Here is a 14,543-nt window from a genome sequence, read left to right on the forward strand (position 1 = left end):
CAATCGTCTCGGCCCAGCCGTCATCAACAAGCGATTCGTGTGTCATCGCAGTGTAGAATCACACCCGATTCCGCAGGGCAATACCTATCTTAGCGCCTATGCCGTCAAGGGGGAGGGAGTCCGAGCTACTCGAACACGATGTTCGGCACCGCCGCTTCGGCGGCGCCGCGTTCTTCGTTGACCCGGTCCCAGACCTTCGAAGCAATATCGCGGTAAATCTTCGCCTCGGGGCTATCGGGCTTCGACGCCACCACGGGCGAGCCTTCATCAGAACTTTCGCGAATGCCCATTTCCAGCGGCACTTCGCCGAGGAAGGTCACGCCGAGTCGCTCGGCCTCGCGCCGCGCCCCGCCATGGCCAAAGATGTCGTAGCGCTTGCCGGTATCGGGGGCTATGAAATAGCTCATGTTCTCGACGATGCCGAGCAGCGGCACGTCGACCTTCTTGAACATATTCAATCCTTTGCGGGCGTCGATCAGCGCCAGGTCCTGCGGCGTCGAGACGATGACGGCGCCGGCCAGCGGCACCTGCTGGGCCATGGTCAGCTGGGCGTCGCCGGTGCCGGGCGGCATGTCGACGACGAGCACGTCGAGGCGGCCCCATTCGACCTCGCGCAGCATCTGCGTCAGCGCCGACATCACCATCGGACCGCGCCAGATCATCGGCGTCTCCTCGTCGACGAGGAAGCCCATCGACATCACCTTAAGGCCGTAATTCTCCATCGGTTTCAGGATCTTGCCGTCGACGGTCTGCGGCCGGCCATGGATGTTGAGCAGTCTTGGCATTGACGGGCCATAAATGTCGGCATCGAGCACGCCGACACGCAAACCGTTGGCGGCGAGGCCAAGCGCGATGTTGACAGCGGTGGTCGACTTGCCGACGCCGCCCTTGCCGGACGCCACCGCGATGATCGCCTCGATGCCGGGCACGCCGCGCTTGCCCGAGCTTTGCGAGGCCGGGGCGTGCGGGGCTGGGGAGTGTGGAGCTGGGCGCGGCCCGCCTGGCGCAGCCGGCGGTGCGGGCCTGGGCGCGGGACGCGACGCAACCGGAGCCTCCATGCCGCCGCCCTTCTTCTCCGCCGTCAGCGCGACGACGGCGCCGGCGACACCAGGGATCGCCTTGACGACACGCTCGGCTGCGGCGCGCAGCGGCTCCATCTCCTGTGCGCGGGCGGCGGGAACGGTGATCGAGAAAAACACTTTCGAATCGGCGATGAAAATCTCCGAAACCATGCCGAGGTCGACGATGTTGCCGGTGAAGTCCGGCCCGTTGACCGTCTTCAGACGCTCGGTGACGATTTCCTTGGTGACGGACATGCATTGTTCCCTAGGCGTTTGGCTGCGGCTCAGATAGTGCAGATTGGCAGCGACTCCAAGCACCACCGGTGTCCGCCTCACCCTGCCAGGCCAACCGCTAGGTAGGTGAGCGCCGAAATTGCAGCCGTGGCCGGCAAGGTGACGATCCAGGCGATGACGATGTTGCCGGCAATGCCCCAGCGCACGGCCGAGACGCGACGGGCAGCGCCGACACCGATGATGGCCCCGGTGATCGTATGGGTGGTCGACACGGGGACGCCAAGCCAGGTGGCGGCAAACAGGGTGATGGCGCCGCCGGTCTCGGCGCAGAAGCCCTGCATCGGGTTCAACCGGGTGATCTTCGAGCCCATCGTGTGGACGATGCGCCAGCCGCCGAACAAAGTGCCGAGCGCCAGTGCTGTCTGACAGGTGAGGACGACCCACAGCGGCACGTAGAACGTCCCGCCGAGCATGCCTTGCGAATAGAGCAGCACGGCGATGATGCCCATGGTTTTCTGGGCGTCGTTGCCGCCGTGCCCTAGCGAATAAAGCGAGGCCGAAAAGAACTGCATGACGCGGAAAGTGCTGTCGACGGCGAACGGTGTCTGGCGCACGAACAGCCAGGAAACGGCCAGGATGAGGACCAGCGCCAGAACAAACCCTGTCGCCGGCGACACGACGATTGCGGCGACCGTCTTGCCAAGCCCGGTCCAGACGATGGCGCCGGGCCCAGCCTTTGCAACGCCGGCGCCGACAAGCCCGCCGATCAGGGCATGCGAACTGCTGGACGGGATGCCGGCAATCCAGGTGACGATGTTCCAGACGATGGCGCCGACGAGCGCCGAGAAGATCACCGCCGGCGTGACGATGCTGACGTCGACGATACCTTTTCCCACGGTTTCAGCCACGTGAAGGCCGAAGAACATGAAGGCGATGAAATTGAAGAAAGCCGCCCACAGGACCGCATATTGCGGTCTCAGCACGCGGGTGGAGACGATGGTGGCGATGGAGTTCGCTGCATCGTGCAGGCCGTTGAGAAAATCGAAAAACAGCGCGACGGCGACAAGGCCGATCAGCACGGGAAAGGCGATGGTGGCTTCCATTGCCTAAACGTTCTCGATGACGATGCCGCTGATCTCGTTGGCGACGTCCTCAAAGCGGTCGACCACCTTCTCCAGCTGGCCGTAGATCTCCGAGCCGATCAGGTAGGCCATCGGATCGCTGCGGCCATGCCGCTTGAACAGGTCCTTCAATCCCTGCTCATGCAGATCGTCGGCGCGGCTTTCGACGCGCATCACCTCTTCGGCGATGGCGTTGAGGCGTACCGTGTGCGTGCCGACCTTGCTGAGCAGCGGGATCGCTTCGGCAACCAGCCTGGAGGCGGCAACGATGACGCCGCCCATCTCCTGCATCAGCGGGTCGAATTCCTTCTTTTCGAACAGCTTCACCGTCTTGACGGTCTTGTGCATCATGTCGATGGCGTCATCCATTGACTGGATCAGGTCCTTGATGTCGCCGCGATCGAAAGGCGTGATGAAGGAACGCCGCACCGCCAGCAGGACTTCGGCCGTGATATGATCGGCCTCGTCCTCGAGATCGATGATCTTCTGGCACCAGCGATCGATGTCCTTGCCCTGCAGAAGCTGCTCCAGCGCCTCGGCGCCGCCGACCACGGTGCGGGAATGCCGTTCAAAGAGGTCGAAGAAGCGATCTTCGCGCGGCAAAAGCTTGCGGAACCAGCCCAGCATGTCCGATCTCCTCGTATTCCATCCAACCACATAGCGCCGTGTTCGGCCGGGGGAAACAGCCAGCCGGCCCAAAGATGTGGATGCATGGCCAATTGCGGGTAGAGCTTGCGGCGAAAGGCAATTTCCCCGACCTTGCGCGCAACGAACGGACGGATGGGATGATCGACAAGCTCGAATTCTTCATCGCGCTGGCCAAGGAGGAGCATTTCGGCCGGGCGGCGGAAGCGTGCGGCGTCACGCAGCCGACCTTGTCGGCCGGGATCAAGCAGCTGGAGGGCCAGCTCGGCGTCATGCTGGTCAATCGTGGTTCGCGCTTTCAGGGGCTGACGCCGGAAGGCAAGCAGGTGCTGGTGTGGGCGCGTCGCATCGTCGGCGATTCCAGGACCATGCGCGAAGAGATGCGGGCGGCGCGACATGGCCTGTCCGGGCGTATCCGTATTGCCGCCATCCCAACCGCCCTCGCCATGGTGGCGCGGCTGACGACGCCATTTCGCGAGAAGCACCCGGGCGTCACCTTCTCTATCCTGTCGCGCACCTCGATCGAGGTGTTGTCGCTGCTCGGCAATTTCGACGTCGATGCCGGCATCACCTATCTCGACAACGAGCCTCTCGGACGGGTGACGAGCGTGCCGCTCTATGACGAGCGCTACCAGCTGATCACGGCGGTCGGAAATCCCTATTCGGATCGCGACAAAGTGACATGGGCCGAAATCAGCCAGCTGCCGCTCTGCCTGTTGACGCCGGACATGCAGAACCGCCGCATCATCGACCAGCATCTGGCCGAGGCCGGCGTGCAGGTGCGGCCGACACTGGAATCCAACTCGATGATCGTGCTGTTCTCCCACATACGGACAGGCAAATGGTCGTCGATCATGCCGCTCAACCTGGCGGAAACATTCGGTTTTTCCGAACCGATCCGGGCCATTCCGATCGTCGAACCGGATGCCAGCCACACTGTCGGGCTGGTCGCCGCGCCGCGCGAACCGCACACGCCGCTGGTGCAGGCGCTGCTGGACGAGGCGATGGCGCTGGCAGACGATTTCCGCGCCAATCGCTGAGCTAGTCATAACTGGTCAACCGGCGCGATAGAAATTTTCTATCGTGCAACGAAACCGCTTTATTGATTTCAGAGGTTTTCTCTGATTTCTTAAGCACTTAGCGATTAAGCGGCGTAGGCATGTCGTTGTTCCAAAACTGCTTCATGCTTTTGGACGATTATATGCATCGATCGCTACGATAGGGAGGGCGCTGCGTGACGATGCAGCCTGCAAGTACCGAGATACAGTCGCGCACGGCGGCGATCATCCAGGAGTTGAAGGGCCTCGAAGGCCCCCTGCTGCCGATCCTGCACGAGATCCAGGAAGAATTTGGCCACGTGCCGCAGGACGCCGTGCCCGTCATCGCCGATGGGCTGAACCTGTCGAGGGCCGAAGTGCATGGCGTCGTGACCTTCTATCATGATTTCCGTGCCCGGCCGGCTGGCCGGCATGTGCTCAAGCTCTGCCAGGCGGAAGCCTGCCAGTCGATGGGTTCGGATGCGATCGCCGCAAAGGTCAAGCAGTTGTTGGGCATCGATTTCCATGAGACCACCCGCGACGGATCGGTTACACTTGAGCCTGTCTATTGCCTCGGGCTGTGCGCCTGTTCACCGTCGGCGATGCTGGATGGTGAGGTGATCGGGCGGCTCGATGACGAGAAGATCGAAGAGATCGTCGGGGAGGTACGCTCATGATCCCGCGCATCTACATTCCAGGTGACTCCGGCGCGCTGGCGCTCGGCGCCGAAAAGGTCGCCAAGGCTGTTCGTGCGGAACTGGCTGAACGGGGCGTCGAGGCCAAGATCGTCCGCAACGGCTCGCGCGGCGCCTATTTCCTCGAACCTATGGTCGAGGTCGCGACCGAAAAGGGCCGCGTCGCTTACGGGCCGGTCAAGCCATCGGACGTCAAGAGCCTGTTCGACAGCGGCTTTCTCACCGGCGGGCATCACAAGCGCTGGCTGGGCGCGCCCGACAAAATCCCGTTCCTGGCCAAGCAGACGCGCCTGACCTTTGCGCGTTGCGGCATCAACGACCCGCTATCGCTCGATGCCTACAAGTCACTGGGCGGGCTCAAGGGCCTGCAGAACGCGGTGGCCATGGCGCCGCTCGACATCGTCAAACAGGTCACGGAATCGGGCTTGCGCGGCCGCGGCGGCGCCGGCTTCCCGACCGGCATCAAGTGGAAGACGGTGCTCGATACGACATCTGACCGCAAATACATCGTCTGCAATGCCGACGAGGGCGACAGCGCCACCTTTGCCGACCGCATGATCATGGAGGGCGACCCCTTCGTGCTCATCGAAGGCATGGCGATTGCCGGCATCGCCACCGGCGCGACCAAGGGGTTCGTCTATATCCGCTCGGAATATCCGCATGCGGTGGCTGTCATGAACAAGGCTGTCGCGGTCGCCCGCAAGGCAGGCGTGCTCGGCGTCAGCGTGCTGGGTTCGCCCAACGCCTTCGACATGGAAATCCGCGTCGGCGCCGGCGCCTATGTCTGCGGCGAGGAAACTTCGCTGCTGAACAGCCTTGAAGGCAAGCGCGGCGTGGTGCGAGCCAAGCCACCGCTGCCGGCAATCCAGGGTCTGTTCGGCAAGCCGACGGTGATCAACAACGTCATCAGCCTGGCCTCCGTGCCCATCATCATGGACAAGGGTGCTGCCTTCTACAAGGATTTCGGCATGGGCCGCTCGCGCGGCACGATCCCGATACAGATCGCCGGCAACGTCAAGTTCGGCGGCCTGTTCGAGGCGGCGTTCGGCATGACGCTGGGCGAGATCGTCGACGATATCGGCGGCGGTACGGCCACAGGTCGCCCGGTGAAGGCGGTGCAGGTCGGCGGCCCGCTCGGCGCCTATTTCCCGCGCGGCCTGTTCGACACGCCGTTCGACTACGAAGAGTTCGCGAAGCGCGACGGGCTGATCGGCCATGCCGGCATCACCGTGTTCGACGACACGGCCGACATGCTGAAGCAGGCGCGCTTTGCCATGGAGTTCTGCGCCATCGAAAGCTGCGGCAAGTGCACGCCCTGCCGCATCGGCTCGATACGCGGGGTGGAGACCATCGACCGGCTTGCCGCCGGCATCGAGCCGGAGAAGAACCTGGCACTGGTCACCGATCTCTGCAACACGATGAAGTTCGGATCGCTCTGCGCGCTGGGCGGCTTCACGCCCTATCCGGTGATGAGCTCGATCACCCATTTCCCCGAAGATTTCAAGCCCGCGCCGGCGCGCGTGGCTGCTGAATAGGAGCTGGCAGATGAATATCAAGGCCGACTTCCCGACACTCATCGAAGAACTCGATTACGGAACCCCGGAATCGAAGGCGCAAAAGCAGGTTACGCTGATCGTCGACGGCCGCAGCATCAGCGTGCCGGAGGGTACGTCGATCATGCGCGCGGCGATGGAAGGCGGGGTCGAGATCCCAAAACTCTGCGCTACCGACATGCTGGACTCGTTCGGCTCCTGCCGCGTCTGCCTGGTCGAGATCGACGGGCGCGGCGGCACGCCGGCATCCTGCACGACGCCCGTCGGCGAAGGCATGGTGGTGCGCACGCAATCCGAGCGGCTCGACGCCATCCGCCGCGGTGTCATGGAGCTTTACGTCTCCGACCACCCGACCGGCTGGAACGAGAAGGCCGGCACCGGCGCCAGCGAGTTCGACGTTGTGGCGAAATCGGTCGGCCTGACCGAGAACCGCTTCGGCATCGAGGGCCGCAACCACGTCAAGCAGGAAAACGGCGTCGCGCCCGGCCATGGCTCGCTGGCGGTCGACTACATCGCTCGCGATGAGTCCAACCCATATTTCACCTATGATCCGGCGCAATGTATCGTCTGCTCGCGCTGCGTGCGGGCCTGCGAGGAGGTGCAGGGCACCTTCGCGCTGACGATCGAGGGCCGCGGTTTCGAATCGCGCATGGTCGCCGGCATGCACGAGGATTTCATCGCCTCCGAATGCGTATCCTGCGGCGCCTGCGTGCAGGCCTGTCCGACCGATGCGCTGCGTGAAAAGACCGTGCTTGAGAAAGGCATGCCCGAGCGCTCCGCCGTCACCACCTGCGCCTATTGCGGCGTCGGCTGCTCGTTCAAGGCAGAAGTGAAGGACGACGAAGTCATTCGCATGATGCCCTACAAGGACGGCAAGGCGAACCACGGCCACTCCTGCGTGAAGGGCCGTTTCGCCTATGGCTATGCCACCCACAAGGACCGCATCCTGTCGCCTATGATCCGGGAAAAGGTCAGCGATCCCTGGCGCGAGGTGAGCTGGGAAGAGGCCATCGCCCATACGGCCAAGGAATTCCGCCGTATCCAGTATCAATACGGCCGCACCTCGATCGGCGGTATCACGTCCTCGCGCTGCACGAATGAAGAGACCTATCTCGTCCAGAAGCTGGTGCGCCAAGGCTTCCGCAACAACAATGTCGACACTTGCGCGCGCGTCTGCCACTCGCCGACCGGCTACGGCCTCGGCCAGACCTATGGCACCTCGGCCGGCACGCAGGATTTCGATTCCGTCGACTTCACCGATGTCGCCGTCATCATCGGCGCCAATCCGGCTTCCGCGCACCCGGTGTTCGCCTCGCGGCTGAAAAAGCGGCTGCGCCAGGGCGCCAAGCTGATCGTGCTCGATCCGCGCCGCACCGAAATGGTCAAGTCGGCGCATATCGAGGCCGACTATCACCTGCCGCTGAAGCCCGGCACCAACGTGGCGGTGCTGACGGCGCTGGCGCATGTCATCGTTACCGAAGGGCTTTTCGACGAAGCCTTCATCCGCGATCGCTGCGACTGGGCGGAGTTCCAGGATTGGGCTTCTTTCGTCGCCTTGCCGGAAAACAACCCCGAAATCGTGGGCAAGCTGTCCGGCGTCGATCCCGAACTGATCCGGGGTGCTGCGCGCCTCTATGCCAAGGGCGGCAATGGCGCGATTTATTATGGCCTTGGCGTCACCGAACACAGCCAGGGTTCGACCACGGTTATGGCTATCGCCAACCTTGCCATGGCGACCGGCAATATCGGCCGTCCCGGCGTCGGCGTGAACCCGCTGCGCGGCCAGAACAACGTGCAGGGTTCCTGCGACATGGGCTCGTTCCCGCATGAACTGCCGGGCTACCGCCACATCTCCGGCGAGGCGGTGCGCGACATCTATGAGAGCCTGTGGGGGGTGAAGCTCGACGACGAACCGGGCCTGCGCATCCCCAACATGCTGGATGCCGCCGTCGACGGATCCTTCAAGGGCATCTACATCCAGGGCGAGGACATCCTGCAGTCCGACCCTGATACCAAGCATGTCGCGGCCGGCCTGGCGGCGATGGAATGCGTGGTCGTGCACGACCTGTTCCTCAACGAGACAGCGAACTACGCGCATGTCTTCCTGCCGGGCTCGACCTTCCTGGAAAAGGACGGCACCTTCACAAATGCCGAGCGCCGCATCAACATGGTGCGCAAGGTGCTGGAGCCGAAGGCGCGCTACGCCGACTGGGAAGCGACACAGGAGCTTGCCCGCGCGATCGGGCTGGATTGGAACTACCAGCATCCCTCCGAAATCATGGACGAGATCGCCAAAACGACGCCGAGCTTCGCCGGCGTCTCCTTCGATCTGCTCGACCGTGTCGGATCGGTGCAATGGCCCTGCAACGAGAAGGCGCCGCTCGGCACGCCGATCATGCATATCGACGGCTTCGTGCGCGGCAAGGGCAAGTTCATCCGGACGGAATATGTGGCGACCGACGAGCGGACCGGGCCCCGTTTCCCGTTGCTGCTGACCACCGGCCGCATCCTCAGCCAGTACAATGTCGGTGCACAGACAAGGCGCACCGAAAACGTCATGTGGCACTCGGAGGACCGGCTGGAGATCCATCCGCACGATGCGGAGAACCGCGGCCTGCGCGATGGCGACTGGGTGCGGCTGACCAGCCGTTCGGGTGAGACGACGCTGCGTGCGCTGATCACCGACCGGGTGTCGCCAGGTGTGGTCTACACAACGTTCCACCATCCCGACACGCAGGCCAACGTCATCACCACCGACTTCTCCGACTGGGCGACCAACTGCCCGGAGTACAAGGTGACCGCGGTGCAGGTCGGCGCCTCCAACGGGCCTTCGGACTGGCAGCGCGATTATAACGAGCAGGCCGAGCAGAGCCGCCGCATCGCAAAGCTGGAAGCGGCGGAGTAGTCTTGCCACGGCGTTCGACAATAAGAGCTTCAATCTTGACGGTTGGTCGACCCCTACTCCGTCAGGAAGGACGCGAGCTTATGCCGCCTGGCGCCTTTCTTCTCCCTCCGGAGGGGGGAGAGGTGGCGCCGCGAAGCGGCGACGGAGTGGGGGAAGCCGGCCCCGCAACACGCAGCCGTCGAAAGTCGCGCACAACCCAAAGAGCAGGCAAACCGGCCTATCTGGCGAGCAGTCGACCCCCACTCCGTCAAGCTTCGCTTGACACCTCTCCCCCGGTCGACGGGGGAGAGGAAAGGCGCGAGCCTCCACAGCTGCTGCTAAGGACGAACAGGGCAGAGGGGCGCGCCTCGTGACCCGCAAACGCCAAGCCACCACCCAAATCTCTCGCCTTGCCCACCGCGCCAGCGGCACGACATCGGCCAACCGCATGGTGCCGGAGGAGACGCCGGTGGCGTTCTCCTTTGCCGGCACCACCCATGCGGTGATGATGGCGAGCCCGGCCGATTTCGAGGATTTCGCGCTCGGCTTCTCGCTGACCGAAGGCATCATCGCGTTGCCTGACGAGATAGAGGCGATCGAGGTCGAGGACCATGGCGCCGGGATCGATATCCAGATCCGGTTGAAGGACCAGGCCAATACGCGCTTCGAGGCGCGACGCAGGCGATTGGCCGGTCCGATCGGCTGTGGGCTATGCGGCATCGAATCGATCGAGGAAGCGATGCGCTCGGTCGACAAGGTTGGTGCGTCCAAGCTTACGCTTGAAGCCGACGATATCACCCGTTCGGTAAAGCTTTTGTCCAAGGTGCAGCCTCTGCATTCAGAAACCGGCGCCGTGCATGCAGCGGGCTTCTACATTCCCGGCAAAGGCATCGTCATGGCGCGCGAGGATGTCGGCCGGCACAATGCGCTGGACAAACTGGCCGGCGCGCTGGCCAAGGCCGGCATTGACGGTGCATCGGGCGCGGTGGTGGTGACATCACGCGTCTCGGTGGAGATGGTGCAGAAAACGGCGGCGATCGGCTCCGCCTTCATCATCGCCGTGTCGGCGCCGACAGCGCTCGCCATCCGCACCGCTGATGAGGCCGGCATGACACTGGTAGCGCTGGTGCGCGGCGATGATTTCGATGTTTTCACCCACCCGGAACGGGTGGTCTTGGGAGTTGCCCAGCATGTCGCATAACGAAGAACACATCACGAGCACCGGGGAAAAGCTGGTGCGCATGGCCAACCAGATCGCCGCCTTCTTCCATTCAAGGCCCCGCGAGGAAGGTGTGGCGGGCGTGGCCGAGCACATCAACAAGTTCTGGGAGCCCAGGATGCGCCGGCAGTTCTTCGAGATGCTGGACAGCGGCGGCGAAGGTTTTGACGAACTCGTCGTCGTGGCCTCGGCCAGGATCAAGCGGCCGAAGACCGAGGAGCAGGCCGATGTGAGCATCGGCTACGTCCAACCCACGGGTGCAGAGAGCGCCGCTCCCCAGAAATAGCCTCCCCCAGAAATGGCGGGCGAACACGGCTCGCCGCGGGCTATATTCCTGTCTTCTAAAGTTTGGCTGCCGCATCCGCCGGGCGTCTGCTATGGTCGGCGATCAGAAATCGTCTGGCCGGGCGGGATAGCAACGTGAGGCCGATCGAGACGCGATATGCCCTCAGCGGCGACGTGCGGATCGCCTATCAGGTGGTCGGCCAGGGATCGTTCGACCTGGTTTTCGTGCCCGGCTTCATCTCCAATCTCGACCTGCATTGGGAAGACGAGGGCTACGCCAGGCTCTTGAAACGGCTCTCGGCGTTCTCGCGGCTGATCCTGTTCGACAAGCGCGGCACCGGCCTGTCCGACCGCGTCGACCCACGCCACCTGCCCAGCCTCGAAACCCGCATGGACGATGTGCGCGCGGTGATGGATGCCACCGGCAGCGGCCGCGCGGCCTTGCTCGGCGCTTCGGAAGGCGCGCCGATGGCAATGTTGTTTGCCGCCACCTATCCGGAACGGACACGAGCGCTGGCGCTCTATGGCGGTTATGCGCATTTCCACAAATGGGTGATGTCGCCGGAGCGCCTCGAGGCCTTCATCGCGACGGCCGGCACGGAATGGGGCACGGGCGCCACACTGCCCAACTTCGCTCCCGGCCGGGTAGATGATGCGCATTTCACCCAGTGGTGGGCCCGCTTCGAGCGGCTGTCGGCCAGTCCGACGGCAGCGGCAGCCCTTGCCCGGATGAATGCCGGAATCGATGTGCGCGGCGTGCTTTCGGCGATCGGCGCACCGACACTGCTCATTCATCGCCGCAACGACGCGCGGGTCGACCCGGACGCCAGCCGCTTCCTGGCGAAAGAGATCGCCAATGCGCGATTGGTCGAGGTCCCCGGGCGCGACCACCCGATCTGGACCGGCGATGTCGACCGGGTGGCCGACCTGATCGAGGAATTCCTGACCGGCGAGCGTGCCGTGGCCGAAGCGGAGCGCGTGCTTGCCGCTCTTCTGGCGACACGCATCTACGACACGGCGCGGGTTGGCGACCGCATGTGGAGCGAACGTAGCGAGCGCTTCCAGGAGAGCTGGCAGCAGCTGGTCGGCCGTCATGGCGGACGCGTCGCCGGCATCCATGGCGAATTGATGATCTCGCGCTTCGACGGGCCGGCGCGGGCCATACGCTGCGCGGCGGCACTGCGCGATGCGGCGCAACATATGGGCATTGCAAGCGCCCAGGGCGCCCATGTCGGTGAGGTCGAAATGCGCGGGCCGCCGGTGGGGCTGATGGCACGGGTGACGATGCAGATCGCCGCCCATGCCGGGCGCGGCGATATTCTGGCGTCGCGGCTGGCCGCCGATCTGGCGGCGGGGTCCGGCCTGCATTTCATCGATGCCGGGCGTGTCACGGTGGATGAGCTGGACGAGCCGCTGGCGCTGGTCCAGGCAACGTCGGAACAGCACCTGGAGCCGGCCTGCCGCCCCAAGGCGAAACCCGCCGAGCCGGCTCAACTGACGGCGCGCGAAAGCGAGGTGGTGATCCTGATCGCCGACGGCAAGAGCAATGCCGCGATCGCCGCCGAGCTGAGGCTCAGCGAGCATACGGTCAAGCGTCATGTCGCCAACATATTGCTGAAGCTCGATTTGCCGTCACGGGCGGCGGCAGCGGCATTTTCCGCCAGGCAGGCTGGCCCGGACGGGCCATAGGGACCATGGCGCTTTCGGGCGAAGCGGCCAGGTGGGGTCGAGGCGTACCAATTCTCTCCATGCAGGCCAGGCGGATGTCGCCGGGAAAGGCACTGCGGATGGAGGATGCAATGCTGAAGTCAAACAGGTCGATCAAATCGCTGGTGATAGCGGCAGGCGTTGGCGCGTTGTTCACGATCGCTCCCGCCAGAGCCGAGGATGCCTCGGCGGCCGCCGCCTACAAGGACATCGAGGCGACGCTCGGCTCAGTGCCGGACATGTTCAAGACGCTGCCCGATGTCGCGGTTGCCGGCGCCTGGGCCGAGATCAAGGGTGTGCAGCTCAACCCCAAGACCGCGCTCGACGGCAAGACCAAGGAACTGCTGGGGCTGGCCGTCGCCTCGCAGATCCCCTGCCAGTACTGCATCTATTTCCACACCGAGGCCGCCAAGCTCAATGGCGCGACCGATGAGGAGATCAAGGAGGCGATCGCGATGGCGGCCATCGTGCGCCACTGGTCGACGATGCTCAACGGCAGCCAGGTCGATTTCGCGACCTTCAAACAACAGACCGACGGCGTGTTCGCAGCCGTCAAAGCCAAGTCGCAGTGAAAGAAAATGCCGGGCGGTGCGCCGGGCATTGCTTGTGATCATTCAACCGCCCGATCAACGGGCCATGGAGGAGAAGATGCTGACCAAGACGCAGAGCGTGGACGGCGCGGCGATCAAGAAAGCGATCGAAGGACGGGACGGCAGGATGCTCGCTAGCTTCTATGCCGACGACGCACTGGTGCGGGTGATCGACCGCAACAATCCGCCGAGCAAGCCGCGCGAGATCCGCGGCCGGGCGGCGATCAGCACCTTCTGGGACGACATCTGCAGCCGGGCGATGACCCACAAGGTCGACACCACCATCGCCGATGGCGACAATCTCGCCTTCACCCAGGCCTGCGCCTATCCGGACGGAACGAAAGTGTTCTGCGCGGCGATGCTGGAGCTGAAGAATGGGCGGATTGCACGACAGACCGTCGTGCAGGCCTGGGACGAGTAGTTCCACCGCGGAAAGATCAACCGCGGTTTGGGCCGCAAAACTGGAGGAGACAAAATGTTCAGCGCCAGATGGCAGATCGACGCCAAGTTCGGGCACAAGCAGACCGTGCTCGACCTGTTGAAGAAATGGGAACGCGAGATCGGCTCTCAGGTCGGCATTGCCGATCTCGAGTTCCAGATCATGACCGGTTCGGTCGGAGCTCGGGAAGCGACGGTCGAATCGCATCATCAGGTCGAAAGCCTTGCCCAGCTGGAGGGATTCTTCGCCAGGATCGGCAAGATCGACGCGCACGCCAAATGGGGCAAGGAGATGGAGCCCTACGTCGTTTCAGGCACCAGCCTTTGGAACATCTACCGCATCGTGGAGTAGCCGTGGCAGGTGCAGCAGTTTTCGGCCATCAGTTGCGGCGGCCGAAACTCGTCCGCTGCCCGGAAACCGCCCTTCCCTGGCCCTTGGTTGCGGCACCGGTCTGATGGGCGAGAAACTGCGGCCGGTCGCCGAACGGCTGGAGGGCTACGATATCTCCGCCGCCATGCTGAAATAGGCTCGCGCCAAGGGCGTCTACGACCTGCTCGTCAAGGCCGATCTGCAGTATTTCGCTTATGCCGGCCGAAAGCCGATCTGGTGGTGGCGGCCGACGTGTTCATCTATGTCGGTGCACTCGACAGTCTGGTGAGGACCGTCGCCGGCATTCTGGCCGGCAATGGTCTGTTTGCCTTTTCCGTCGAGACATTGATCGGCAGCGATGGCTTTGCCTTGCAGCTGTCACGCCGCTACGCCCACTCGGAAATTTATGTGCGGCGCGTTCTGGCCACAAACGGGTTTTCGATTCTGTCGCTTGATAGCACGACTATCCGGCATGACCGGCGAGAGCCGGTCGAGGGACTGGCCGTGACGGCGGAGAAGCAACCACCGATGTTGTGATCCTTCACACCCCCCTCTGTCCTGCCGGACATCTCCCCGCAAGGGGGGATCAGCAGCTTCGGCCGGTTGTGTGCGTCAAGTTCTGCAAAATGGGGCAGCCATGATGCTGGTCATGCGGCTTGGCGCAGAGCGAGCTTCTTGTGCTCGCGCAGGTCGTCCATGTTGAT

At 63.7% G+C, this 14,543-nt stretch carries 13 protein-coding genes and 1 pseudogene; 11 read left to right on the plus strand and 3 right to left on the minus strand.

Annotation, left to right across the window (positions count from 1 at the left end; all coding sequences use genetic code 11):
- Positions 1 to 125: 125 nt before the first annotated feature.
- The 3 genes from NKH38_RS32235 to NKH38_RS32245 all read right to left on the minus strand — a co-directional run bounded on the left by NKH38_RS32235 (position 126) and on the right by NKH38_RS32245 (position 3,043).
- Positions 126 to 1,316, minus strand: a complete 1,191-nt coding sequence (locus NKH38_RS32235; RefSeq protein ID WP_352765538.1) for an Mrp/NBP35 family ATP-binding protein — start codon at positions 1,314 to 1,316, stop codon at positions 126 to 128.
- Positions 1,317 to 1,393: 77 nt separating this feature from the next.
- The gene (locus tag NKH38_RS32240; RefSeq protein ID WP_023703518.1) at positions 1,394 to 2,398 is read right to left on the minus strand and encodes an inorganic phosphate transporter; all 1,005 of its coding nucleotides are present in this window, start codon (positions 2,396 to 2,398) and stop codon (positions 1,394 to 1,396) included.
- Positions 2,399 to 2,401: 3 nt separating this feature from the next.
- Positions 2,402 to 3,043, minus strand: coding sequence for a DUF47 domain-containing protein (locus tag NKH38_RS32245; RefSeq protein ID WP_023673429.1), 642 nt, complete (start codon positions 3,041 to 3,043; stop codon positions 2,402 to 2,404).
- Positions 3,044 to 3,201: 158 nt separating this feature from the next.
- Between NKH38_RS32245 and NKH38_RS32250 the strand changes: the two genes are divergently transcribed.
- From NKH38_RS32250 to NKH38_RS32300, 11 genes and pseudogenes are all read left to right on the plus strand, one after another.
- A complete protein-coding gene (locus NKH38_RS32250) occupies positions 3,202 to 4,101 on the plus strand; it encodes a LysR family transcriptional regulator (protein ID WP_023688790.1) in 900 nt (299 codons plus the stop codon).
- A gap of 194 nt (positions 4,102 to 4,295) precedes the next feature.
- Positions 4,296 to 4,775 (plus strand): formate dehydrogenase subunit gamma, encoded by a 480-nt coding sequence (locus tag NKH38_RS32255; protein ID WP_023688791.1) that lies wholly within the window; start codon positions 4,296 to 4,298, stop codon positions 4,773 to 4,775.
- Positions 4,772 to 6,328, plus strand: a complete 1,557-nt coding sequence (locus NKH38_RS32260) for a formate dehydrogenase beta subunit (protein WP_352765536.1) — start codon at positions 4,772 to 4,774, stop codon at positions 6,326 to 6,328. The genes NKH38_RS32255 and NKH38_RS32260 overlap by 4 nt, the downstream gene beginning before the upstream one ends.
- 10 nt (positions 6,329 to 6,338) lie before the next feature.
- Complete coding sequence (gene fdhF / locus NKH38_RS32265; RefSeq protein WP_023731374.1) at positions 6,339 to 9,251, plus strand: formate dehydrogenase subunit alpha; 2,913 nt, start codon at positions 6,339 to 6,341, stop codon at positions 9,249 to 9,251.
- 349 nt (positions 9,252 to 9,600) lie between these two features.
- The gene (gene fdhD, locus NKH38_RS32270; protein ID WP_352765533.1) at positions 9,601 to 10,431 is read left to right on the plus strand and encodes a formate dehydrogenase accessory sulfurtransferase FdhD; all 831 of its coding nucleotides are present in this window, start codon (positions 9,601 to 9,603) and stop codon (positions 10,429 to 10,431) included.
- On the plus strand, positions 10,421 to 10,735 hold the full coding sequence (locus tag NKH38_RS32275) for a formate dehydrogenase subunit delta (RefSeq protein WP_023673423.1): 315 nt from the start codon (positions 10,421 to 10,423) through the stop codon (positions 10,733 to 10,735). The genes fdhD and NKH38_RS32275 overlap by 11 nt, the downstream gene beginning before the upstream one ends.
- A 134-nt stretch (positions 10,736 to 10,869) precedes the next feature.
- A complete protein-coding gene (locus tag NKH38_RS32280; RefSeq protein WP_023673422.1) occupies positions 10,870 to 12,423 on the plus strand; it encodes an alpha/beta fold hydrolase in 1,554 nt (517 codons plus the stop codon).
- Between the two features lie 110 nt (positions 12,424 to 12,533).
- On the plus strand, positions 12,534 to 13,013 hold the full coding sequence (locus NKH38_RS32285) for a carboxymuconolactone decarboxylase family protein (RefSeq protein ID WP_023688798.1): 480 nt from the start codon (positions 12,534 to 12,536) through the stop codon (positions 13,011 to 13,013).
- 76 nt (positions 13,014 to 13,089) lie between these two features.
- Positions 13,090 to 13,452, plus strand: a complete 363-nt coding sequence (locus tag NKH38_RS32290; RefSeq protein WP_023688799.1) for a nuclear transport factor 2 family protein — start codon at positions 13,090 to 13,092, stop codon at positions 13,450 to 13,452.
- 54 nt (positions 13,453 to 13,506) lie between these two features.
- Positions 13,507 to 13,821 (plus strand): hypothetical protein, encoded by a 315-nt coding sequence (locus NKH38_RS32295; protein ID WP_023738143.1) that lies wholly within the window; start codon positions 13,507 to 13,509, stop codon positions 13,819 to 13,821.
- A gap of 58 nt (positions 13,822 to 13,879) precedes the next feature.
- Positions 13,880 to 14,376 (plus strand): annotated as a pseudogene (locus NKH38_RS32300) (class I SAM-dependent DNA methyltransferase); the annotation flags it as partial.
- Positions 14,377 to 14,543 lie beyond the last annotated feature (167 nt).

It is taken from the genome of Mesorhizobium sp. M1078, assembly GCF_040318615.1.
Classification (GTDB): domain Bacteria; phylum Pseudomonadota; class Alphaproteobacteria; order Rhizobiales; family Rhizobiaceae; genus Mesorhizobium.

Excerpts from the sequence above, each read along its gene's own strand:
- NKH38_RS32235 (WP_352765538.1), bottom strand. The coding sequence starts at position 1,316 with ATGTCCGTCACCAAGGAAATCGTCACCGAGCGTCTGAAGACGGTCAAC.
- NKH38_RS32240 (WP_023703518.1), bottom strand. The coding sequence starts at position 2,398 with ATGGAAGCCACCATCGCCTTTCCCGTGCTGATCGGCCTTGTCGCCGTC.
- NKH38_RS32245 (WP_023673429.1), bottom strand. The coding sequence starts at position 3,043 with ATGCTGGGCTGGTTCCGCAAGCTTTTGCCGCGCGAAGATCGCTTCTTC.
- NKH38_RS32250 (WP_023688790.1), top strand. The coding sequence starts at position 3,202 with ATGATCGACAAGCTCGAATTCTTCATCGCGCTGGCCAAGGAGGAGCAT.
- NKH38_RS32260 (WP_352765536.1), top strand. The coding sequence starts at position 4,772 with ATGATCCCGCGCATCTACATTCCAGGTGACTCCGGCGCGCTGGCGCTC.
- fdhF (WP_023731374.1), top strand. The coding sequence starts at position 6,339 with ATGAATATCAAGGCCGACTTCCCGACACTCATCGAAGAACTCGATTAC.
- NKH38_RS32275 (WP_023673423.1), top strand. The coding sequence starts at position 10,421 with ATGTCGCATAACGAAGAACACATCACGAGCACCGGGGAAAAGCTGGTG.
- NKH38_RS32285 (WP_023688798.1), top strand. The coding sequence starts at position 12,534 with ATGCTGAAGTCAAACAGGTCGATCAAATCGCTGGTGATAGCGGCAGGC.
- NKH38_RS32290 (WP_023688799.1), top strand. The coding sequence starts at position 13,090 with ATGCTGACCAAGACGCAGAGCGTGGACGGCGCGGCGATCAAGAAAGCG.
- NKH38_RS32295 (WP_023738143.1), top strand. The coding sequence starts at position 13,507 with ATGTTCAGCGCCAGATGGCAGATCGACGCCAAGTTCGGGCACAAGCAG.